The sequence below is a fragment of the Streptomyces sp. NPDC043996 genome (assembly GCF_056435225.1).
The window spans coordinates 242,067-265,707 of sequence record NZ_JBWKEY010000011.1 but is presented as its reverse complement, the minus strand read 5'-3'; the positions used below and the strand labels follow the sequence as shown (position 1 = coordinate 265,707).

Annotated in this window: 8 protein-coding genes; 5 read left to right on the top strand and 3 right to left on the bottom strand. The window is 72.2% G+C overall.

Going from position 1 to position 23,641, the window contains the following annotated elements; genetic code table 11:
• Positions 1–44 precede the first annotated feature (44 nt).
• From AC07A4_RS28035 to AC07A4_RS28015, 5 genes are all read left to right on the top strand, one after another.
• Entirely contained in the window at positions 45–2,072 is a 2,028-nt protein-coding gene (locus tag AC07A4_RS28035) for a PE-PGRS family protein (protein ID WP_478603537.1), read from the top strand.
• A 14-nt stretch (positions 2,073–2,086) separates the two neighbouring features.
• On the top strand, positions 2,087–2,359 hold the full coding sequence (locus AC07A4_RS28030; RefSeq protein ID WP_478603535.1) for a hypothetical protein: 273 nt from the start codon (positions 2,087–2,089) through the stop codon (positions 2,357–2,359).
• Positions 2,360–2,571: 212 nt separating this feature from the next.
• Positions 2,572–5,202 carry an AfsR/SARP family transcriptional regulator gene (locus AC07A4_RS28025; protein ID WP_478603533.1) on the top strand — a complete coding sequence of 877 codons (2,631 nt, stop codon included), beginning with the start codon at positions 2,572–2,574 and terminating at the stop codon, positions 5,200–5,202.
• Between the two features lie 64 nt (positions 5,203–5,266).
• Entirely contained in the window at positions 5,267–5,953 is a 687-nt protein-coding gene (locus AC07A4_RS28020; RefSeq protein WP_478603531.1) for a hemerythrin domain-containing protein, read from the top strand.
• Positions 5,954–6,030: 77 nt separating this feature from the next.
• The gene (locus AC07A4_RS28015; RefSeq protein WP_478603529.1) at positions 6,031–7,332 is read left to right on the top strand and encodes an ATP-grasp domain-containing protein; all 1,302 of its coding nucleotides are present in this window, start codon (positions 6,031–6,033) and stop codon (positions 7,330–7,332) included.
• Between the two features lie 56 nt (positions 7,333–7,388).
• On the opposite strand, the gene AC07A4_RS28010 is transcribed toward AC07A4_RS28015, so the two are convergent.
• The 3 genes from AC07A4_RS28010 to AC07A4_RS28000 form a co-directional block, all read right to left on the bottom strand.
• A complete protein-coding gene (locus tag AC07A4_RS28010) occupies positions 7,389–8,588 on the bottom strand; it encodes a cytochrome P450 (RefSeq protein WP_478603526.1) in 1,200 nt (399 codons plus the stop codon).
• 95 nt (positions 8,589–8,683) lie between these two features.
• Positions 8,684–22,381: an amino acid adenylation domain-containing protein gene (locus AC07A4_RS28005; protein WP_478603523.1), complete on the bottom strand. Its 13,698-nt coding sequence runs from the start codon at positions 22,379–22,381 to the stop codon at positions 8,684–8,686.
• Positions 22,382–23,238: 857 nt separating this feature from the next.
• Positions 23,239–23,499: a hypothetical protein gene (locus tag AC07A4_RS28000; protein ID WP_478603520.1), complete on the bottom strand. Its 261-nt coding sequence runs from the start codon at positions 23,497–23,499 to the stop codon at positions 23,239–23,241.
• Positions 23,500–23,641: the final 142 nt, after the last annotated feature.

Here is a 23,641-nt window from a genome sequence, read left to right as displayed (position 1 = left end):
CCAGCACAGCGAGCACCGCCCCGCATCAGGCAGGATGAACCCTCATGACGGGTGGGACAGACGGGTTCATACCGCTGCTGCGACGTGCCGGGCTGGCGATCGTGGACGACGCGCGAGCCGCGGGGACGCTGGCGCCGGGTGCCGTGTGGCGTCTGGCCGCCGCGGCCGACATCACGTCGGCCGTGATCGTACGGGCCGACGAGCGCGACCTGGTCGCCGAGATCAACGCGCGGTGGCACCGGCTCGCGACCGAGTGTCAGATCTTCGACAGGGACGGCGGCTTCCTCATCGATATCGCCGAGGAGGAGGACAGCGCCGAGGACGGGGCGGACCGCGCCGCGCGGCGCTGGACGCGGGTGCGGCTGGCCGACCAGTGGGACGTGACCGCGCTGCTGAGCGCACGGTCCGGGCGGCCGGAGTTCGCCACGCTCGCGGTGAGCGGGGACGCCGCGGTGCTGGTAGGCACCGGGGACGGGGGCGAGGTGCGGCTCATCGCCGTGGACCGCCTGCCGGAGCGGCAGGAGGCGGCCGCGTGGGCGGCCGTCCAGGAGAGTCCGCGGGAGCGGGCAGCCGCATGGGAAGCGCTGTTCCAGGAGCCGGGTCCTTCGCGGAGGGCGCGTGAGCGGTGGGCGGACGGCCTCGCCTTCAACCCGGCCGCCCCCGAGGACGTACGCGCCCGTCTCGTGGGCCTGTCAGATCACGCCCTGTTGCGTCCCCTTCCGGACGCGGCCATCGAGGCGGCCCTCGTCCACCCCGACTGGCTGGTCAGGCAGTTGCTGGCCGAATACCAGCCCCGCATCACTGCCGAGCAGTGGGAGCGCCTGGTCCTGGGAGAGCGGGAGGACCGGAACCGCTGGGTCCTGACCATGCTCGCGGCGGACCGGCGCGCCGGGCTCACCGACACCGCCCACCAGCGGCTCGCCGCCGACCCTTCCGCCCGCGTCCGCGCGGAGGCCACGCGCCTGCACCAGCTCCCGGTGTCGTTGCTGACCGCGCTGGCCGCCGACGACGATCCCTCAGTACGAGCCAGTGCCTGCCCGAGACTGTGGCCGCAGGCGGGCGACAGCGTCCGGCGCGCGCTCCTCTCCGACCCCTCCGGCACGGTGCGCGCCGTGGCGCTGTTCCACCACCACCAAGAGCACCCGCTGCCCCGGTCGGTCTTCGACACCGAAGACCTCACCGACCGCGCGCTGGAGACCTGCCGCCTGGAACGCGGCCTCGCCGAGCACCTGGCCCGCCACGGCGAACCCGCCCAGCGCCGCCTTCTCGCGGACAATCCGCACCTGGATCCGGACCTGGTCGCACTGCTCGCCCTGGACCCCGAGGAACGCGTCCGCTCCGTGGTGGCCACGCGCGCCGACCTCACCGAGGAACAGCGCGCGGAGATCGACATCGACTTCGACCCGCGCGTCCACCACCACGCGCTCGACTGGGTCGTGGCCCTGCACGAGGACTCCGCCGCCATGCGCCGCCTGGCCGCCTCCGCCCACCCCCTGGTCCGCAGGAGCGTCGCCCGCGCCCGGCACCTGCCGCCCGACGTCGTCGCGCTCCTCGCCCAGGACGACGACCGCGTCGTCCAGCTCTTCCTCGCGGAGTCCTGCGACGACGCACCCGCCGACATGCTGCTGCGGGTCTGGCAGTGGTGGTCCGGCAGCCTCAGCACCCCCGACCGCCCTCGCGGCCACCCCAACTTCCCCCGCCGCGGCCTGCTCCGCCACGCCGGCGACCCGGACCCGAGGATGCGTCAACTGGCCCTGGACGACCCGGAGTCGACCGCGGAACTGGTGGAGACGTTCAGCCGGGACAGCGATCCATCCGTACGGTACCGGGCCGCGTCCGACCCACGGCTGGCTCCCGCGGCGGCGGTGCGCCTGCTCGACGACCCGAACGACCACATCCGCGACATCGCCGCCCACCACCCCGCACTGCCCACACAGACGTTGTCCCGGCTGCTGCGCGACCCCGACACCGCACAGACAGCGGCCCGACACCCGGGGCTGCCCCTGCCCATCATGCGACGCATGGTCCACCAGATCGCGGCGACTCAAGGAGCGCGGCGCCAAGAGCGGTAAGGGTGTGCAGTGCCGTGTTGCGGTACCGGGTGGTGCGCACCAGTCCGGCACGGCGCAGGGTGGTGGCGTGCAACGGCCCCTCGACCGGGCACGGAACCTTCTCGCACCTGCCCGCGGACTTCTCCGGCGACTTCGACGCCGTGCACACCGTCGGCAACGACGTCCGCCTCTTCAACGAGAACCGGCTGGTGGTCATCGACTACGCCGACGGCAACAAGATCACTTTCGATGACCGCGCCAAGAACCACGGCACCTACAGGAACGTCCCGCGAGGCTGGCTGGACTGACCACGAGACAGCCCACTCGGCACCCAGCGCCGCCGCACGCGCACCCCGGGTGGGCGGTCTTGAGGGCTTCCCCTGCCGTGCTCTGCACTCCTTCGCGTCCGCCGCCCCCGCGCGAGCCGCATTCCTCGATCAACCTTCCGTGTTCTAGGGTCCAAGAAGGCACCTCGGCATGACACAGCCGAGGTCGTGGAACGGGGCGGCAGGGAAGTTCGGTGCACGATCAGCGGGGGAAGCTCTGTTTTCGGCTGCTTGGGCCCGTCAGTGGGCAGGCCGGTGACGAGCCGCTCAACGTCGGTTCCCCGCAGCAGCAGGCGGTTCTCGCCATGCTGCTGCTGCGCGAGGGCCGGACGGTTTCGAGGGACGAGTTGGTCGACGGTCTGTGGGGGGAGAACCCGCCGCGGTCGGAACACCGCGCGGTGCTCACGTACATCTCGCGGCTCAGGACCGCCTTCGATCCGGGGCGGCGTCCCGGGGACAGCAGTGCGGTGCTGCCGTCCGTGCCGGGCGGTTACGCGTTGCGGGCGGCGGGCGTCGAGGTCGACTCCGTGCTCTTCGAGCGGGAGGTGGCCGACCGGAGCGGCGGCACCCGCATCGTGCACGACCGCCTCGTCGCGGCGCTGGCGCGATGGCGGGGAAGCCCGCTCGTCGGGGTGCCGGGGCCCTGGGCGGAGCGCGAGCGGAACCGGCTTGAGGAAGTGCGCGCCACGGCGCGCGAGGCGCTGTTCGGGCACGCGCTCGACCTGGGGATGCACACCACGGTCCTGCCGGATCTACAGGCCATGGTCAGGGAGTTCCCGCTGCGCGAGCGCCTGAGCGAACTGCTCATGCTGGCCCTGTACCGGTGCGGGCGCCAAGCCGAGGCGCTCGCCGTCCACGGCGCCGCGCGCCGCGCGCTGCGGAGCGAACTCCAAGTCGAGCCCTCGGCGGCGCTCACCACGCTCCAGCGGAGAATCCTCGCCGGGGATCCCGGGCTCATGCCGCCCGCCCCCACGGCGACGCCCAGCAGGGCGGCGGTCTCCAGCGCTCCCCGGCCCGCGCCCGCGGGCCAGCCGCTGCCTCAGCAGCTGCCCGCCGCCGTGCCCGACTTCACCGGGCGCGCCGCGACGGTCGACGCGATCCGCGCCGCGCTGGTCAGCGGCAGCGCGGGCCCCGGCCACGCGGTCACGGTGTGCACGCTCAGCGGCACGGCGGGCGTGGGCAAGACCACCGTCGCCGTCCACGTCGCGCACACGCTCGGTGACGCGTTTCCCGACGGGCGGCTCCACGTGGACCTCGGGGCGGACAGTTCCCCCGCCGACCCGGCCAGTGTCCTCGCCGACTTCCTGGCGGCCCTCGGCACGCCGTCCGACCAGATCCCGCTCGACCTGGAGCGACGGGCCGCGCTCTACCGCACGCTCCTGGCGGACCGGCGCGCGCTGCTCGTCCTCGACAACGCCCGCGACGCCGAGCAGATCCGCACGCTCCTTCCGGGGACCTCCGGGTGCGCCGTCCTGGTGACCAGCCGCGCCCGTGACCTGGCGATCCCCGGCGCACGCCGCTTCGACCTCGACGTGCCGCCCGAGTCCGAGGCGCTCGCCCTTTTCACCTCGATCGTCGGCCCCGGGCGCGTCGCCGTCGAGCCCGAGGCCGCGCGTTCGCTGGTGGCGGCCTGTGGGCGGCTCCCGCTCGCCGTGCGGATCGCGGCGTCCCGGCTCGCGAGCCGCCCCGGCCGCACCATCTCCTCGCTCGACCGGCGGCTGCGCGACGAACGCGCCCGGCTCGACGAGCTCCGCGTCGGCGACCTGGCGGTCGCCCCGGCCTTCCGCCTCGGCTATGAGGCGCTGCCCGCCGACGCCGCCCGCGCGTTCCGGCTGCTCGCGCTCTGCGACGCGCCGGACTTCCCGCTGACCGTCGCGGCCGCCTTGCTGGACACCGACGAACGCGCCGCGGAGCGCCTGGCCGAGACGCTGGTGGACGCCGGCATGCTCGAGTCGCCCACACCTGACCGCTACCGCTTCCACGACCTGCTGCGCCTGTACGCCCGTCAACGCGCCGAGGACACCGAGAGCACGGCGGAGCGGAACGAGGCGGTGCTGCGCGTGGGAGACCTGCTCCTCGAGACGGTGATGCGGGCCGCGCGAACCGCCGCGGCCGCCGAGCCGCCGTCCGCGTGGCCGCGCCTCGTGCCGTACTCGGGTGCGGGCTTCACGGACATCGAGGAGATACGGGAGTGGTTCGGCGCCGAGCACGCCCTGCTGACCTCGACGGTGGCGCAGCTGCTGCTGTGCGGTCCGCACGCGCTGCGCAAGGCCATCGATCTGCTCACCGTCACCGCGGTCAGCGGGCACTTCATGGGCCGGGCGCACTACCTGGAGACCATCAGGATCACCGGCGTCGCCGCCGACATGGCCCTGGAGCAACAGGACCTCGACTTCCGGGCGCGCACCCTGCACACCCGCGCCTGGCTGGCCTTCCTCGCCGCGCGCTACGACGCGGCGGAGGCCGACCTCCGTGCCGCCCTTGACTGCGCCGCCGAGACCGGCACCGCCATGCGCCACTACATGTCCGGCATCCTGCTCGCGGTGGTGCTCTGGGCGACGGACCGGCCCGAAGAGGCCGAGCACACGGTCGCCACGGCCGCGCGCTACGCGGGCGACGCCGCGGATCCCGACAGCCCCGCGTCCTTCGGCCGTTTCGTCGCTCGGGTGTACCGGGCGCTAGGCTCCCGGCAACCCGATCTCGCGGCCGTGTCGCCGTTCATGCGGGTGGCCGATGCCACCGGTGAGTCCCTGACCACCGTGGAGGGGCTGAAGCAGCTGGGGTCGACGGTGCAGCGCCTGCCACGTGACCGGACAGAGCGTTGACCGTTAGTTGACCGTTGATCGTTCGTTGATCCGGCATTGATCACGGCACCGCACTGTGAACGGCATGATGAGAAGCGCCATTCCGCCGTCGGCCGACACGGCGTCGTCCCTGCCCGTCCTGCCCGACCTGCCCGACCTCACCGGCATGCGCCTGGTCCACCGCGCCATCCTGGTCGACATCGCGCGCCTCGCCGCGCTCCTGTCCGGCGCCGACGCGTCGACGATGCCGTCGGTCCGGGCGGGCGCCGTCGCCACGTACATCCACCGGTACAACGACGTCGTACGCCACCACCACCGCAACGAGGACGACCTGCTATGGCCCGTGATCGCGGCCGCGGCGGGCGAGGGCGTCGACCTCTCGGACTACATCGGGGAACACGAGGCCCTCGACCGGCTCCAGGACGCCGCTGACGAGGCCGCCACGCAGTTCGCCGAGGACCCGTCCCGCCACGCGCGGCGGCTCGCCGCGCTCCTGGCCGAGCAGCGCGATCTGCTCATCGAGCACATCGCCGCCGAGGAGCAGCGCCTCTTCCCCGTCATCCTGCGCCAGGTGAGCGCCGCCCGGTACGCCGCGGCCGAGGCCGAGATCCGCGACGCCACGCCGCCCGATCTAGCCCCGTGGATGCTGCCCTGGCTGTGGCGGTACGCCAACGCCGACGACCGTCGGCTGCTGCCGCCCGCCGCGGTCATCGAACCGCTCCTGGTCGCGTACGCCGCCCACGAGGCGCAGACGTTCGGCCGGGCCAGCTGACGGCACTAGACCAGCCGTCAGACCACCGCCGCGGCCGCGGCGGCTTCGAGAACACCACGGGGAAAGACACCACCACCATGCGCATCGCCATCGTCGACGGGTATCTGTCCGGCCGACATCTGACGCGGGAACTGCATGACCGGGGAGCCGAGTGCTTCCACATCCGCAGCCGCCCCCGCCTGCCGAGGACCGTCACCGCGTCCTTCGCGCCCCGCCTGTACGAGAAGGACTTCGGCTACATCGACGACTTCGCCCGCCTGGTCGCCACGCTGCGCGCCCTGCGGGTGCGCCGGGTCGTGGCGGGCGCCGAGACCGGGGTGCTGCTCGCCGAGAACCTCGCGAGCGCGCTCGGCCTGCCGGGCAACCCCCCGCTGAGCAGCGCCCTTCGCCGCAGCAAGCCCCTGATGTCGGCCGCGCTGCGGCGGGCCGGACTCGCCGCCGCCGCCGACACGGTGGTCGAGTCGCCCGACGAGGCGGTGCGGTGGTGCGAGGAGCAGGGGTTCACCGAGGTCGTCGTGAAGCCCGTCGACAGCTCCGCCTCGGACAACGTCTGGTTCTGCCGCGACGCCACCGAGGCCGCCGACGCCTGCCGTACGGTCCTCACCTCGCCGAACTTCTTCGGCGACGCCAACCGGCGCGCCCTGGTCCAAGAACGCCTCACGGGAGACGAGTTCTACGTCAACACCCTCTCGGAGGACGGCGTCCACTCGGTCACCGAGTCATGGCAGTACACCAAGCGCACCGTCTGGGGCCGCTTTCCCGTGTACGACTACGAGGAGCCGATCGACCCCGCGGACCCGCGGACCCGGGCCCTGCACACCTATGTGCGCGCGGCGCTCACCGCGCTCGGCGTGCGCCAGGGCGCGGCGCACACCGAGGTCATGCTCACCGCGCGCGGCCCGGTCCTGATCGAGGCCGGGGCCCGCCTCGGCGGCGGTGTCCTGCCGCAGGTCACCGCCCGGCACACCGGCGCGTCGCACGCGGGCCTGCTCGCCGACCTGATCCTCGGCTCGGGCACTCCGCGCGGCTACGAGCCGACGCTGCGCTGGCCCGGTCACGTCCGCTATGTCTCGCTGATCAACCAGGCTGACGGTGTCGTGCGCTCGGCGCACTGGGAGCGGCTGGTGTCGGCGCTGCCCACGGCGGACACCTTGGTGCCCCTCGTGCGGCCGGGCGAGCGCCTGCGTCCCACCAGGGATCTGGCGACGTCGCCCGGTTACCTCTATCTGACGGGCCCCGACCGGGCGGCCGTGGAGCGCGACTACGCAACCCTGCGCGCCTGGGAGGCCTCGGGCCTGTACACCGTGCCCGTCCCCGCCGTCACGGCCGGCATGCTCCGCCCGCTGCCCGAGATCGGCGGCTTGGCGAACGCCTCGTGACAGCGCGCGAGCGCGCCCGGAGCGGCGGTTGCCGCTCCGGGCGCGCTCGCGGCGGCTCAGTGGTTGAGCAGGGTCAGGGTCTTCACCCCCGTCAGGTCCGCCGACGGCAGGAACGTGGGCGGGTTGTCGGGGTCCGCGCGCAGGGCGGGGAAGCGGTCGAGGAGGATGTCGAGGACGATGCGGCCCTCCAGGCGGGCCAGGGGCGCGCCGACGCAGAAGTGGATGCCGCGGCCGAAGCCCAGGTGCGGGTTGGCGGCGCGGGCCGGGTCGAAGGCGTGCGGGTTCGCGAAGACGCGCTCGTCGCGGTTGGCGGCGCCGAGGCGCACCGCGACCACCTTGTCCTTGGGTATCCGGTGGCCGCCGATCTCCACCTCGGTCGTGGTGACCCGGTACAGGGCCGAGAACGGCGACAGGTAGCGCAGCGACTCCTCGATGACCTTCGGCAGGAGCGAGCGGTCGGCGCGCACGCGCGCCTGGGCGTCCGGTTCCGCGTCGAGGCACAGGAGCGTGTTGCCGAGCAGCATCGTGGTGGTGACGTGCCCGCCGAACAGCAGCGTGGTGCCGAAGTTGGCGACCTCGGTGGCGCTGAGGCGCTGCCCGTCGACCTCGGCCTCGACGAGTTTGGTCAGCAGGTCCTCGCGGGGCGCGCGCCTGCGTTCCTCCGCGCGGTCGTGCAGGTAGTCCTGCAGCTTCTTGGAGAGCGCGAGGGCCTCCTGGAGTTCGCGCTTCTGCTCCTCGGTGGGGTTGAGGGACACCTCCTGCTCGCTGTCGTAGATCTTGTCGATCCAGCCCTTGAACAGGCCCCGGTCCTCGGCGGGCACCCCCAGGAGCTCGGCGATCACGATCACCGGCAGGGGGTAGGCGAGGGCCGACACGATCTCGACCCGGTCGCGGCCCGCGACCTCGTCGAGGAGTTCGTGCGTGAGGGCGGCGATCCGCGGCTCCAGATCGGCGACCGTCCTCGGCGTGAAGGCGCGGCTGACCAGCTTGCGCAGCTTGCCGTGGAGCGGCGGGTCCATCTGGGCCGGGTTGCCCACGAACGCGTCGCCGAAGTCCACATCGGTGTCGGCGGCGTACACCCGCGCGGTGTTGGAGGAGAACGTCGTCGGATCCTCGAGTATCGCGAGGACCTCGGCGTGACCGTGGACGTTCCACAGTCCTGTCGGCTCGTCGAACTGCACGATCTCCCGCGGCGCTCGGCCGTGCAGCCAGAAGCGGTTCTCGTCCACGTTCCACTTGGTGGCGAGATCGGTCATGGTGGTTCCTTCCTTTCGATGCCGCGTGGAGCGGTTCGGGGGGTCGTTGTCCCTGGCTGGCTCGTCCGGGCGCGACGACGCGCGCACCCGCGCCGTCACTCCTCGGCCAGCTTGCGGACGATGACCTTCATGATCTGGCCCGCCGGTTTCGGCATATGCAGGTCCGTGTGCGAGGCGTCCACCTCGTGTACGTCGACACGACCGAGGGCGTACGACCGCCAGGCGGCCCCGTACCACGAGGTCTCCTCGTCCTTGTCCAGCGTCGCGCTGAAATAGAGCAGATCGCCGCTGAAGACCGGTGACGTGAACGCGGCCATCAGGTTCAGGTTGTTGGCGCCCACCCTCGACATGTTGCCCAGGAAGCCGTCCATGTTGTCGGTGTTCATGTACTGCACGAGGACCTCCTCGACGTCCTCGCGGTACTCCGCCTGGGTCCGGCCCACCACTTGCTTGTACGGGCTCTCCGGACCGTCGATCGCCGGCGGGGCGTCCAGGACGGCCAGGAGGGCCACCTCGTCGCCGTCCTGGTCGAGGCGCGCCGCGACGGCGTGCGCGACCGGACCGCCGAAGGACCAGCCGATGAGGTAGTACGGCCCCTCCGGTTGGGCCTTGCGGATCTGTGCGAGGTAGTCCTCGACCATCTCCTCCACCGAACCCGCCAACGGATCCTTGCCGTTGGAGCCGCGGGACTGCAGGGAGTAGGCCGGGCGGTCCAGGTAGGGCGCGAAGGTGTAGTAGGCCCAGCCGAGGCCGCCGCCGCCGTGGAAGAACCACACCGGCGGCTTGCCCGTGCCGGGGTCCCGGTTCAGCGGCAGCACGACGCCGTACGAGTCGGCCTTGTTGTCGGGAATGCCGCCGGCGAGCACCAGGCCGCCCAGCTCGGCCACCGTGGGGTGGTCGATGATCGTCCGCAGCGGCAGGTCGACGCGGAACGCCTCGCTGATGCGGGCGGTCAGCCGGGTGGCCAGCAGGGAGTGTCCACCGAGGACGAAGAAGTCGTCGTCGATGCCGACCCGCTCCAGACCGAGCAGCTCACAGAAGAGGGCGCACAGCTTCTCTTCCTGGGTGTTGCGCGGGCCTTGGCCGCTCACGGTGGTGGAGTGTTTCGCGGGCAGGGCCCCCCGGTCGAGCTTGCCGGAGTCGTTCAGCGGGAGCTCCGAGAGCGGCACGAGGACGGCCGGGACCATGTAGTCCGGGAGGCGCTCACGCAGGTACGCGGGCAGCCCGGCAAGGAGCGGACCGATCGCCGTGGCCAGAGCGGGGGCGTTCGCCCGGGCCCGCCCGGCCGTCGCGCCGGGAAGGAACCCGCCGGACACCATCGGCTGGTCTGCGCGCTGGTCCGTGTGCTGGTCGGTTCGTTGTTCGGGCAGGAGGATCGCGTCGAAGCTGCTGACGTCCTGGCCCGACCAGGTGATGACCGCTTCCCGGCCCCGCTGACGCGCCCATGCGGCGAGGTCCTCCGGGTCGAGCGGCTTGCCGGAGGGGGCGGCCACACCGGGTATGCCGCTGAGGACCGCCGCGTCGACCTCCTGCAGCAGGCGTGCGTTGGGGATCCCGGTCACCCGCACCGGGCCGCCGCCCGCCCGGTCCACACAGCCGTCCAGGCCGTCCGGGCCGTCCAGGGCGGACACCTCCCGGCCCCACGGCACGGCGGGCACACCGGTGAGGTCGAGGACGTCGGCCGGTTGCTTGTGGAGGACGACCTCGTAGCGGTGCCGGGTCAGCTCGTTGTGTGCCTGGCCCGCCTTGAGCCGGATGTCGACGCCTCCGGCGTGCTCACGCGCCCACTCCGCGAACCACTCCGGGGCGATGACCAGCTCCTGTTCGGCGAGCAGTGCCCTCTCCATCAGCGCCCGCACCTCGTCGCGCGAGGCATGGGGCTGGGACGTGCGCCACGCCGCGGCCAGCAGGACGCGGAGGGTGGTGGCGTTGCGGACGTCACCGACGATCACCCGGCCGCCCGGCACGAGGAGTTCCATGGCCTGACGCAGGACCCGGTCCAGGTAGTCGATGCTGGGGAAGTACTGGGCCACCGAGTTGAGTACGACGGTGTCGAACTGGCCGTGGGGCAGCCCGGAGACGTCGTCGGCCGCCTGGACGCTGAGCCGGACCCGGTCGCCGAACCCGGCCTGCTCGGCCTGTGCCCGGACGCGGTCCACGACGGTGGCGGAGATGTCGGTGCCCCAGTACTCGTCGACCTCACCCACGATCTTCGCGAGCAGCAGGCCGGACCCTACCCCGATCTCCAGGACCCGTCGGGGCGCGCGGCGCAGCACCTGGGCGACGGCCGCGTCGCGCCACTCCCGCATCTCCTCCAGCGGAATCGGCTCACCGGTGTACAGCGACTTCCACAGCTGGAAGTCCTCGCCCCAGGCCTCGTTGGCGGAGGCGGCGTAGCGGTCGTTGTAGAGGCGCCGCCACTCCCCCACCTGCGCGTCGGCATCGGCCACCGCGGCAGCGGGGTCGGGCACCACATACGCCACGAGCCGCTGGTCGTCCTTCTGGTCCTCGCGCGCCACGACCGCGGCCCGCGCCACACCGGGGTGTTGGCTCAGGGCGTGCTCGATGTCGCCGAGTTCGATGCGGTAGCCGCGGAGTTTGACTTGGTGGTCGGTGCGGCCGAGGTAGTCGACCTGGCCGTCCTTGGTCCAGCGGGCCAGGTCGCCGGTGCGGTACATCCGGGTCCCCGGCTCACCGAAGGGACAGGCCACGAACCGCTCGGCGCTCAGCCCACTCTGGCCGAGGTAGCCGCGGGCCAGACCGGCCCCGGCCAGATACAGCTCGCCCGCGACGCCGGGTGCGACCGGGCGCAGTGCCGCGTCCAGGACGTACACCTGGGTGTTCCAGATCGGCGCGCCGATCGGCAGCCGCTCCGAGCCCGGCACGTGCCGCCACGCGGTGACCTCCACCGACGCCTCGGTGGGCCCGTACAGATTGTGCACCGAGCAGCCGGGCAACAGGGCGCTGGCCTTGTCGGCCAGCGCGACGGGGAAGGCCTCGCCCGCGACCTCGATCCAGCGCAGGCTCACGCACTCTTGCGCCGACGGCTCGGCGAGGAACGCCTCAAGCAGCGACGGCACGAAGTCCGCACCCGTCACCCCCTCCCGCTGGATCAGCTCGGCCAGGTAGGCCGGGTCCCGGCGGCCATCGGGCCGCGCGATGACCACGGCCGCACCCACTTGCAGCGGCGCGAACAGCTCCGGCACCGACACATCGAAGCTCGCCGACGTGCTCAACAACACCCGGTCCTCGACACCGACCTCGAAGTGCTCAAGCCCCCACGCCAACCGGTTCATGATCGACCGGTGCGACACCGGCACACCCTTCGGCACACCAGTGGACCCGGACGTGAAGATGACATACGCGACATGGTCCGGCACCAGCACACGCTCAGGGTTCGTCTCCGGGTACGCGGACACATCCGGAAGGCCGTCGTCGAGCACCAGCAGCGGCCTCGCGCTGTCCAGCACATGCCGCACCCGCTCATCGGGCAGATCGGTGTCGACCGGCACGTAGGCCGCACCCGCCTTGACCACCGCATAGACGGCCACCAGCAGATCCACCGAGCGCGGGATGCGCACCGCCACCAGCTGCTCGGGGCCCGCCCCCTGAGCGATCAGCCAGTGCGCCAGCTGGTTAGCACGCCGGTTGAACTCCCCATACGACAGCGTCTCCCGCTCGCCGATCAGAGCGACCGCGTCCGGGGAGCGCTCCGCCTGGGCCTCGAACGCCGCGGGCAGAGTACTCGCGGCCACCGGGTGCGCGGTGTCGTTGACACCCCGCACCAGCCGGTCCCGCTCGTCCTCCGCGAGCACGTCGATCGCCCCGATGGGCGTCGACGGGTCGGCGACGACCTGCTCGATCACCCGCGCGAACCGGGTGGCGATGGCCTCGGCCGTGTCCCGGTCGAACAGCGCGGTCGCGTACTGGAGGTCGCCCCACACCGCCCCCGAGGCGTCCTCGGCCATGCTGAACACCAGGTCGGCGAGGGAGGTCCGCGTCAGGTGCTGCTCGAACCGCACCTCGAGCCCGCGGAGTTCCAGCTCCTGCCGCTCGAAGTTCTGCCAGGCGAACATCACCTGGAACAAAGGCTGGTAGGCCGCGGAACGCTTGGGGTTGAGGGCCTCGACCAGCGTCTCGAACGGCACGTCCTGGTGCTCGTACGCGGCCAGGGACTTCTCCCGCACCCACGCGAGGAGGTCGGCGAAGGACGGGTTGCCCGCGAGGTCGACCCGCAGGACCTGGGTGTTGACGAAGAACCCGACCAGATCGGAGAGACCGTCGTCGGTGCGCCCCGCGATCGGGCCGCCGATCGGCACGTCGTCCCCGCCGCCCAGCTTGCCCAGGAGCAGCCCCAGCGCGGTCTGCATGACCATCGCCATGGTCAGCCCGCGCTCGTCGGCCAGCTGCCGCAGTCCGGCCGCCACCCTCGGCTCCACCACGATGTCGACCACGTCGCCCCGCGGGCTGCGCACCACGGGCCGCGGCCGGTCCAGCGGCAGCCGCAGCGGCTGCGGCACCCCGGCCAGCTCCGCGCGCCAGTACGCGATCTGCTCCGCGGCCAGGCTGTCCGGATCCGCCGGGTCACCGAGGAGCTCGCGCTGCCAGGCCGCGTAGTCCTGGTACTGCGCGGCCAGCGGCTCCCACGCCGGTGCCCGGCCTTCCAGGCGCGCGGCGTAGGCCTCGCCGAGGCCCCGGGCCAGCGGACCGCCCGAGCTGCCGTCCGAGGCGATGTGGTGGATGACCAGGACCAGGACGTGTTCCCGGGCGGAGCGGCGCAGCAGCGTCGCCCGCAGCGGGATCTCCGTCGCCAGGTCGAACCGGTGCGCCACGGCTTCCTCGATCGCGCCGGCCTCGTCGTCGGCCGTCACCTCGATCACCGGCACCCGCACCAGTGCCTCCGCCGACGGCAGGATCCGCGGGCAGGGCTCACCGGTGTCGTCCTTCACGTACGTGGTGCGCAGGATCTCGTGCCGGTCGACGACGTCGCGGATCGCCGCCACGAGAGCGTCCTGGTCCAGCGGCCCCGTGAGGCGGAACACCGGCGAGATGTTGTACGTCGCCGCTCCCTGCTCCAGCTGGTGGGCCAGCCACATGCGGCGCTGCGCGAAGGACATCACCAGCGCGGCGTCGTCGTCCGCGCGCTTGGTGAAGCGGGGGCGGCGCGGGGCGGCGGCTCCCTGCTCCCAGGCGGCGACCGCGGCCACCGTCTGCAGCTCGAAGAAGGTGCGGATGGGGATCTCGACGCCCATCTCGGCGCGCACCCGGTTGATCAGCCGGGAGGCGAGCAGGGAGTGCCCGCCGAGCAGGAAGAAGTTGTCGTCGATGCCGACGCGTTCCAGGCCGAGCAGTTCACCGAAGAGGGCGCACAGCTTCTCTTCCCGGGCGTCGCGCGGGCCCCGGCTGCTGACGGTGGTGGTGTGCTTCACCGGCAGTGCCCGCGGGTCGAGTTCACCGGCCTCGTCCAGCGGCAGCTCCGCGAGGGCGACGACCGCGGCCGGGACCATGTAGTCGGGGAGACGCCCGCGCAGGTACTCGGGCAGCCCGGCGAGGAGCGGGCCGATCGCCGTGGCCAGGGCGGGGGCGTTCGCGTGCGCCCGCCCCGCGGCACCGCTGGGAACGAACGCGCCGGACACGGCCCGCCCCGTCGGCTGCGCGGGCAGGAGCACCGCTTCGAAGCAGTGGGCGGCCGTGCCCGAGCAGGTGAGGACCGCGTCCAGGCCCCGCCCGCGCGCCCACTCGGCGAGGTCCTGCGGGTCGAGCGCCTTGCCGGAGGGGGCGCCGCCGCGCAGGACGCCGACGGAGGCCGCCGCGGCGAACTCCACCGCCACGCGCGCGTTGGGTATCCCGGTCACCCGCACCGGGCCGCCGCCCGCCCGGGCCACGCAGCCCTCCAGGCCGTCCAGGCGGGACACTTCCTCGCCCCAGGGCACGGTGGGCACACCGGTCAGGTCGAGCACGTCGGACGGCTGCTTGTGCAGGACGACCTCGAAGCGGTGCCGGGTCAGTTCGTTGCGGGCCCGCCCCGGCTTGAGGCGGATGTCCACGCCGTCGGCGTGCTCACGCGCCCACGCGGCGAACCACTCCGGGGTGATGACCAGCTCCTGCTCGGCGAGCAGCGCCTGCTCCACCCGGGCCCGCAGCTCGTCGTGCGAGGCCTGGGGCTGGCTCGCGCGCTCCACGGCGCTCAGGAAGACCCGCAGTGTCGTGGCGTTGCGGACGTCACCGACGATCACCCGGCCGCCCGGTGCGAGGAGCTCCATGGCCTGGCGCAGCACCTGGTCCAGGTACTCGACGCTCGGGAAGTACTGCACCACCGAGTTGAGCACCACGGTGTCGAAGGTGCCCCGGGGCAAGCCGGTCACGTCGTGGGCCGCTTGGGGCGCGGTGAGGTGGACCCGGTCGCCGTAACCGGCCCGCGCGGCCTGTTCGCGGACGCGGTCCGCGATCGTGGCCGAGATGTCGATGCCCCAGTACTCGTCGACCTCACTGACGATCTTGGAGAGGAGCAGGCCGGTGCCCACGCCGATCTCCAGCATCCGTCGCGGTGCGAACCGCAGCACCTGCGCCACGGCCTCCTCGCGCCACTCGGCCATCTGGTCGAGCGGAATCGGCTTGCCGGTGTAGCTGGAGTCCCAGCCCTTGAAGTCCTCGCCCCACGTCTCCACGCCGGGTTCGGTGTACGTGTCGTCGTAGAGGCCGCGCCACTCCTCCACCTGCGCCTCGGCATCGGCACCGGCCACGGCGGCGTCCGGGTCGGGCACCACATACGCCACCAGGCGCTGCTCGTCGTTCTCGTCGTCGCGCACCACGACCACGGCCTGTGCCACGCCGGGGTGCTCGGTCAGCGCGTGTTCGATGTCGCCGAGCTCGACGTCGAAGCCGAGGACCTTGACCTGGTGGTCGGTGCGTGGGACGTACTCGACCTGGCCTTCCTCGTTCCACCGGACCAGGTCGCCGGTGCGGTACATCCGCGTGCCCGGCTCGCCGAAGGGGCAGGCCACGAACCGCTCGGCCGTGAGCGCGGTCTGCCCGAGGTAGCCCCGCGCCAGCCCGGCACCCGCCAGATACAGCTCACCGGCCACCCCCGGCGCGACCGGACGCAGCGCCGCGTCCAGGACGTACACCTGGGTGTTCCAGATCCGCGTACCGACCGCGAGGCGGTCCGTCCCCGGCTCGCGCTGCCAGCCGGTGACCTCGGCGGTCGCCCGCGCGCTTGTGCGCGGAGGGGCGAACAGCTCCGGCACCGACGCCTCGAAGCCCGCTGATCCGCTCAGCGGCATCCCGTCCTCAACCGCGGTGGCGTCGCACCGCTCAAGCTCCCACTGGACGCGGTTCATGACCGACCGGTGTGACACCGGTACGCCCTTCGGGCCGCCGGTGGCCCCGGGCGTGAAGAGGACGTAGGCGACGTTGTCCGGCGTCAGCGCGCGCTCCGGGTTCGTCTCCGGGTAGCCGGAGACGTCGGGGAGTTCCGCGTCGAGGGTGAGCAGGGGGGTGGTGGTGTCGAGGACGTGCCGCATCCGTGCCTCGGGCAGGTCGGGGTCGACCGGCACGAAGGCGGCGCCCGCCTTGACCACCGCGTACACCGCCACCAGCAGTTCGAAGGAACCCGCGGTGCGCACCGCGACCAGCTGTTCGGGGCCCGCTCCCTGTGCGATCAGCCAGTGCGCCAGCTGGTTGGCGCGCCGGTTCAGCTCGCTGTAGGTCAGCGTCGCGTCGTCGGCGGTCACCGCGACGCGGTCCGGCGTCCGCTCGACCTGCGTCTCGAACACCTCCGCCACGGTGTTGGCGGCCACCGGGTGCGCGGTGTCGTTGACGCCCCGTACCAGCCAGTCCCGTTCGTCCGCCGCGAGGACGTCGATCGCTCCGATCGGCACCGACGGGTCGGCGATCAGCTGCCGCAGCACGCGCACGAGACGGTCGGCCAAGCTCGCCGCCGCGTCCTCGTCCAACTGGTCCCGCTGGTACTGAAGGGCCATCTGCAGCTGCGGGCTGGTCGCGGCGGTCAGCATGACGGGGTAGTGCGAGCCCGCGAACGGGCGAAGGCCGGTGATGGCGACACCGGCCGAGGAGTTCGCCTCGACGATGGCTTCCCGGTCGACGGGGAAGGACTCGAACACGACCATGGTGTCGAACAGGGTGTTGAGGCCGGTGGCGCGCTGGATCTCCGCGAGGCTGTGCTGGTGGTGGTCGAGCAGTCCGCCTTGCCGGTCCTGCAGCGCGGTGAGCACGTCGGCGAAGGTGTCCTGGTGCGCGCACCGCACGCGGACGGGAACGGTGTTGATGAACAGGCCGACGATGTCGTCGACGCCCTTCACCGCGGGCGGGCGCCCGGACACGGTGGCACCGAAGACGATGTCGGAGCGCCCGGTGAGCTTGGCCAGGAGCACGGCCCACGTGCCCTGCACGAGGGTGTTGAGGGTGACGCCGAGCTGCGCGGCCCGCCGGGAAAGGCCTTGCTTGTCGTCGAAGACCACTTCGAGGTTCCTGATGCCCGTGTTGTCGTGCCGGGTGCGGGAGTGCGGTCTGAACAGCGTGGGTTCCCGCACCCCTTCGAGTTCCTCCGCCCACACGCGCGCGGATTCCGCGCGGTCCTGCTGGTCGAGCCAGGACAGGAAGTCGCCGTAGTCACGGGCCGCGGGCAGCCCGGACACGTCGCCGTCGGCGCCGTAGAGCAGCAGCAAGTCCCGCATGAGCAGGGGCGTGGACCAGCCGTCGAAGAGCACGTGGTGGGCGCTCAGGACGAGTTCGGACCGGTCGGATTCGAGGGCCACCAGGATGAGGCGCAGGAGCGGCGGGCTGCCCATCTCGAAGTGGGTGGCCCGGTCCTGGGTGAGGAACCGCTCGAAGGTCTCGGTCCGCTCCGGCTCCTCGACGGCGGTCAGATCCAGGTACTGCCAGGGCAGGGTCACCGCCTCCGGCACCACCTGTACGACCTCGCCGTCCGCCCGGTCGACGAAGGCCGCGCGCAGGGCGGGGTAGCGGTCCAGGAGAGCCTGTCCGGCGCGGCGCATGCGCTCGGGGTCGACCTGGCCGGACAGGTGGAACACCAGCTGCATGTGGTACGCGTCGAACGAGGCCCCGGCCAGCATCGACTCGAACAGCAGGCCTGATTGCGCCGGGGTGACCGGCCACACCGTCTCCAGCTTCCCGAAGCGCTCTTCCCAGGCGTCGATCTCGCCCTGGCCGACGGCGGCCAGGGGGGCGTCGCTGGGGGTCAGGCCGCCCGCTCGCGGAGTGGTGGTGTGGCGGGCCAGGGCGGTGAGGGCCTCGACCCACAGTCCGGCGAGCTCGGTGACCTCCTCGCGGGAGAGCACACCGGTAGGGAAGCCGAAGTACGCGGTCAGTTCCTCGCCGCCGCCTTCGGTGCTGGGGGTGGCGACGGCGTTGATCTCCAGGGCGGACAGGGCGGGCATGTCCGCGTCCGGGGCTGCGATCAGGTCGGCGTGGGTGGTGTCGGGGGCCCAGCCCAGGCCGCGCAGCTCTTCGGGGAGGTCGGCGCTTGACGCCTTGCCGAGGTAGTTGAAGCCGATCCGCGGCGACCGCTCCTTGGCGAGGGCGGTGGCGGTGGTGGGGTTGAGGTGGCGCAGCAGGCCGTAGCCGAGACCGTTGTCCGGGATCGCGCGCAGCTGCTCCTTCACGGTTTTGATGGCCTTGCCCGCGGCCTTGCCGCCGTTGAAGGCGTCGGTGAGGTCGATGCCGGTGACGTCCAGGCGGACGGGGTACATCGCGGTGAACCAGCCGATGGTGCTGGAGAGGTCCGCGCCGGGGACCAGGTGGTCCTCGCGGCCGTGGCCCTCCAGGCGGATGAGCGTGGAGTCGCCGGAGGTGCCGTGGGTCTGGCGCCAGCGGGCGAGCGCGAGGGCGAGGCCGGTGAGCAGTCCGTCGTCGACGCCGCCGCGGAAGACGGTGGGCAGCGTGTTCAGCAGGGTCTCCGTCACGTTGGCGGGGACCTGGACGCGGACGGTGTCCACGGTGGCCGTGACATCACGGGCCGGGTCCAGCTCCCGTGCACCGAGCACGGGCTCCGCGTCGTTCGACAGCAGCTCTTGCCATACGGGGAGTTCCGCGACCCGCTCGGGGCGGGCCGCTTCCTCGGCCAGGGCGTGCGCCCACCGGCGCAGGGATGTGCCCTCCGCCGCCGGTCGCGGGGTGTCGCCGTCGCGGACCTGCTGCCAGGCCATGACCAGGTCCGGCAGGAGGATGCGCCAGGACACGCCGTCGACGACCAGGTGGTGCAGCACGATCAGGAGCCGGTCCGCTTCGGTGGCGGAGGTGAGCCGCACGAACTGGGCCATCACGCCCGCGTCGGGGTCGAGGCGGTCGGCGGCGGCGTCCAGCTCGGCCTTCACATCGGCGCCGTCGTAGGCGACTTCCCGTACCAGGGCGTCGGCGTCCACACTGCCGACGGGAGCGATCTGAAGGCCCCGCTCGGCCCGGTCAAGTCGAGAACGCAGCACATCATGCCGGTCCAGCACGGCTTGCAGCGTGGCCGCCAGACCCATCCGGCCCATGCCTTCAGGCAAGGTCAGCAGCGCCGACATGCAGAACCGGCCGATGCCTCCGCCCAGGGCGAGGACGTGTGCGGCGGTCGGCGGCAGCGGCGCCCAGCCGACGCCACCACCGGGCAGCTCGGCCAGTACCACCCGCTCCTCGTCCGCGCGGCCCTCGACCAGCTCGGCCAGGCGGGCCACCGTGCGCTGCTCGAAGATCTCGCGCGTGGTCACCATGACACCGCGCGCCTTGGCGCGCGCGACCACCTGGATGGAGCGGATGCTGTCGCCGCCGCTGGCGAAGAAGTCGTCGTCGACGCCGACCCGTTCGGCGCTCAGGACATCGGCGTACACCTCGGCGAGGACCTGCTCGGTCTCACCACGAGGGGCCCGGTAGACCGTGCCGGTGAACTCCGGCTCGGGCAGCGCCGCCCGGTCCAGCTTCCCGCTGGCGGTCAGCGGCAGCCGGTCCAGGACGATGAGCTGCGCGGGCACCATGTAGTCCGGCAGCCGCCCCGCCACGAACCGCCGCAGCTCCGACAGCGACACGTTGGCGTCCAGGGCGAAGTCGGCCTCCGCGGCGCCGCTGTCCACGGGAACCACATAGCCGACGAGGCGACCGTTGCCGGAGGGGTCCACCCACACCTTCACCGCGGCCTGGCTGACCGCCGAGTGTCCGGCGAGGACCGCCTCGATCTCGGTCGGCTCCACACGGATGCCGTTGACCTTGACCTGCGCGTCGGCCCGGCCCGCGTACACCAGCTGACCGCCGCTGTCCCACCGCGCCAGGTCACCGGTGCGGTACATCCGCGTCCCCGCGGGCCCGAACGGGCAGGCCACGAACCGCTCGGCGGTCAGGGCGCCGCTCTGGTGGTAGCCGCGCGCGACGCAGCCCGCCACGTACAGTTCGCCGGTCACCCCCGGCGCGACCGGCGCCATGTCCGGCCCAAGCACGTAGGCCCGCATGTTCGCCAGCGGCCGCCCCACCGGCACCACGCCGCTTCCGGTGAACTCCTGAGGCACCGTGAACGTGGACGCGTAGAAACTCTCCGTCTGGCCGTACGCGTTGACGACACGCACTCCGGGCAGGGCGCCACGCACCCTGGCGACGAGGTCCGCCGACAGTGCCTCACCAGCGAACACCACGGTGTCCACATCGAGCGCGACACGGCCCGTGCCGTCGGTGGCGGCCTGGTCGAGGAGTGCGGAGAACACCGAGGGCACCGCGCTGATGGTGGCGCCCGACCAGCCGTCGCGCTCCGCGAGTTCAAGGACGTCACGGACGATCTCCACGCTCGCCCCTGAGGTGAGCGCGGTGAAGATCTCGAACACCGACACATCGAAGTTCACCGACGTCGCGGCGAGCATCCGGGAACCGGGCTCGATCCGCGCGATCCGGCGCAGGTCGCGCACCCCGTTGACCACGCTGGCGTGGGTGACCCCCACGCCCTTGGGGACTCCTGTCGAGCCGGACGTGAACATCACGTAGGCCAGGTGGTCCGGCCCCACGCGGACGTCCGGGGCCGCGACGGCGGGTCCTTCCAGGTCCACGTCACCGAGGAGCAGGACCGGCGACGGCCCCTGCGGCAGTGCCGCCGCTGTCTCCGCGTCGGTCAGCACCAGCGCCGGTTCGGCCGTGCTGAGCAGCAGATCGACGCGCGCGGACGGGTAGTTCGGGTCGATCGGCAGATACGCGCCACCGGCCTTGAGCACGCCGAGCAGCGCGACCGCCAGGTCCGCGTCGCGCGGCAGGGCCACCGCCACCAGGTCCTCAGGACCGACCCCGCGCTCGCGCAGCACCGCGGCGAGACGGCCCGCACGGGCCTCGAGCTCCGCGTACGAGAACGCCGTCTCCCCTGACACCACCGCCACCGCGTCCGGCGTCCGCGCCGCCTGCGCGGCGACGAGTTCCGGCACGGTCACCGCGTCCACCGGCGCCGACGTCTCGTTCAGGCCCTTCAGCCAGTCCCGGTCGCTCTGGGAGAGCACGTCGATCGCGTGCAGCCGCGTCCCCGGATCGGCGACCACCTGCCGCAGCACCCGCAGGAACCGGTCGACCAGGCGCTCGGCCGTGGCGTGGTCGAACAGGGCCGTCGCGTACTCGAGCAGCCCGTGCGCACCCCCGGACGGGCCCGGGATGAAGTTGAAGAACAGGTCGAACTTCGCGGTGTCGGTGCCCGCGGAGACGGGGGTGACCCGCACGCCCTCCATCTCGATCTGCGGCCACACGAACTGCCAGGCCAGCATCACCTGGAACAGCGGCGAGTAGGCGAGGGAGCGCTCTGGGCTGAGCAGCTCCACCAGCCGCTCGAAGGGCAGGTCCTGGTTGTCGTACGCGGCCAGGGCCCGGTCCCGCACCTGCTCGAGCAGTTCACCGAACGACGGGTCGTGCGACAGGTCGGCCCGCAGCACCCAGGTGTTGGCGAAGTACCCGATCAGGTCATCGAGCTGTTCATCGGCGCGCCCCTCGATCGGGCTGCCGATCGTCACGTCGTCTCCGGCACCCAGCTTCTGCAGCAGCACCGCGAGGACGGCCTGCGCGGCCATGGGCGCCGTGGCACCGCGCCGCGCGGCCAGCTGCTGCAACCCGGTCAACAGCTCGGGTTCCACTTCGAACCGGAGGTAGCCGCCGCGATGGTCGGACGTCGTCGGCCGCGGCCGGTCGAGGGGCAGCCGCACCGGTTGCGGCACTCCGGCCAACTCCTGCCGCCAGTACTCCAGTTGCTCGGCGGCGAAGCTCTCCGGGTCGCCCTCGTCGCCGAGGAGCTGCCGCTGCCACACCGTGTAGTCCTTGTACTGCACCGGAAGCGGCTGCCACTCCGGCGCGCGCCCCTGTCGGCGGGCGGCGTACGCCGCCATCAGATCCCGCAGGAACGGAGACATCGACGCGCCGTCCGCGGCGATGTGGTGGAACACGAACACCAGCAGGTGCTCTCGCGGGGAGATACGGAACACGGTGGTCCGCAGCGGCGGCTCCGTGTCCAGGGCGAACCCCGCGCGCACGGCCTCGCGCATCGCCGCCTCTACCGCCCGCGCGGCCACGTCGACGACCTGGAAGGCGACGGCCGCCTCCGCCGGCGGCAGCACCCGCTGCTCCGGCGTGCCGTCCGCGTCCTCCACGACCAGGGTGCGCAGGCTCTCGTGCCGGACGACCACATCCGTCACGGCCGCGGCCAGGGCCGCCGTGTCCAGCTCCCCCTCAAGGCGCAGCACGAACGGAACGTTGTAGGTCGCGGACGGGCCCTCCAGACGGTGGAGGAACCACAGCCGACGCTGGGCGAAGGACAACGGGATCATCGACGCTACTCCTAAGCGGTCATGTCGTTCAGCAGTGGGGGGCTTCGACGTGGTGGTCAACCCCTCGATCCGAGCTGCCGACTCGGCGACGGACCGATTGCGGAACACCGTCGCGACCTACACGCCGACGTCGAACTCATCGCGGATAAGGCCGGTCAGTGGGGCGGCCGACAGCGAATGCCCGCGATGAAGACCCATCGCGGGCGAGGAAACGACGTCCATGCAGCGTTTCCCATACTGATCAGCTCGACAAACAATGAACAGCGGATTTTGACGGCCCGGTTCCGCGCCCCCTCATCTCCTCCGCATCGCCCCGTCATCCGGGCGCCGATTCGAAGTGGTCAGGCGCGGGCAGCACAAAGAGCCGAAGGACGGAATGCGCACCCGCCCCGCGGTCACGATCCCGCGGTGGCGTGCGCTGTCCTGCTGGCAGGACAGCGCTTGCCACCGGCTACGGCTGTCCGGATAAAGGTCTCGCGTGGCTTGCTGGGTTTGTGATAGCGGGACATCACAGAGGGGGTCCCGCACTCGCCGGACAGCCTCCGGATACGCAAACGGAATTTCCGGCGACGCCCCTGGCGACGGCCTGTCGGCACGAGGGGACAAGCGCGGTGCGAGGCATTGGCACAGCCGGACCGGAATCCGCGGAACCGACCGCGCGAGATGCCAAGTGCCGCTATCGCACACCCCATTCCCGACAGGCCCGGGTTACGCGTGGAGAGAGTCGGCACGGCCACGTGTTGACGGGGCGTTCACCGGCGGGATAGGTAAAGCAGCCGACACTGCCAGCGGGCGGTTAACGACGCCGGTCCTCTTCCCCTCTCGGGGACAAGGCGTGCAGCTCCCGGCGCCGCTTTTCAGGCGAACGGGTCGCCCGCCACCCCGCTGAGGCGCACCAGTCCGGGCTTGCCCCCGTCGGTGACGCGCACGTACAACGTGTAGGCCGAGCCCGTCTCCTCCGCCTTGGCGCGGACCCAGGCCAGGACCTCCTCGACATCGGCGCCAGTCACCTCGTATTCGTCGGACACGGTCGACGTCCTGTCCCAGAAGTACGCCCGGTAGGTGGCGTCGTCGTGCTCCCAGGCGGTGTCTCGCGGATCCACTCCTTGTACGTGCATGGAGCAACGGTAACGGTCGGGCGGGGCAGGGTGGTCAGCCATGGTGGGGTGCGTCCTGCCAGCAGGACACCTCGGCGAACCGCTGCGGGGCGTTGTCAAACCTCCGCGGCGCCGCGCGCGCTCTCGCGCCGTCTTTGGGCGC

Excerpts from the sequence above, each read along its gene's own strand:
- AC07A4_RS28035 (WP_478603537.1), top strand. The coding sequence starts at position 45 with ATGACGGGTGGGACAGACGGGTTCATACCGCTGCTGCGACGTGCCGGG.
- AC07A4_RS28020 (WP_478603531.1), top strand. The coding sequence starts at position 5,267 with ATGATGAGAAGCGCCATTCCGCCGTCGGCCGACACGGCGTCGTCCCTG.
- AC07A4_RS28015 (WP_478603529.1), top strand. The coding sequence starts at position 6,031 with ATGCGCATCGCCATCGTCGACGGGTATCTGTCCGGCCGACATCTGACG.
- AC07A4_RS28010 (WP_478603526.1), bottom strand. The coding sequence starts at position 8,588 with ATGACCGATCTCGCCACCAAGTGGAACGTGGACGAGAACCGCTTCTGG.
- AC07A4_RS28005 (WP_478603523.1), bottom strand. The coding sequence starts at position 22,381 with ATGATCCCGTTGTCCTTCGCCCAGCGTCGGCTGTGGTTCCTCCACCGT.
- AC07A4_RS28000 (WP_478603520.1), bottom strand. The coding sequence starts at position 23,499 with ATGCACGTACAAGGAGTGGATCCGCGAGACACCGCCTGGGAGCACGAC.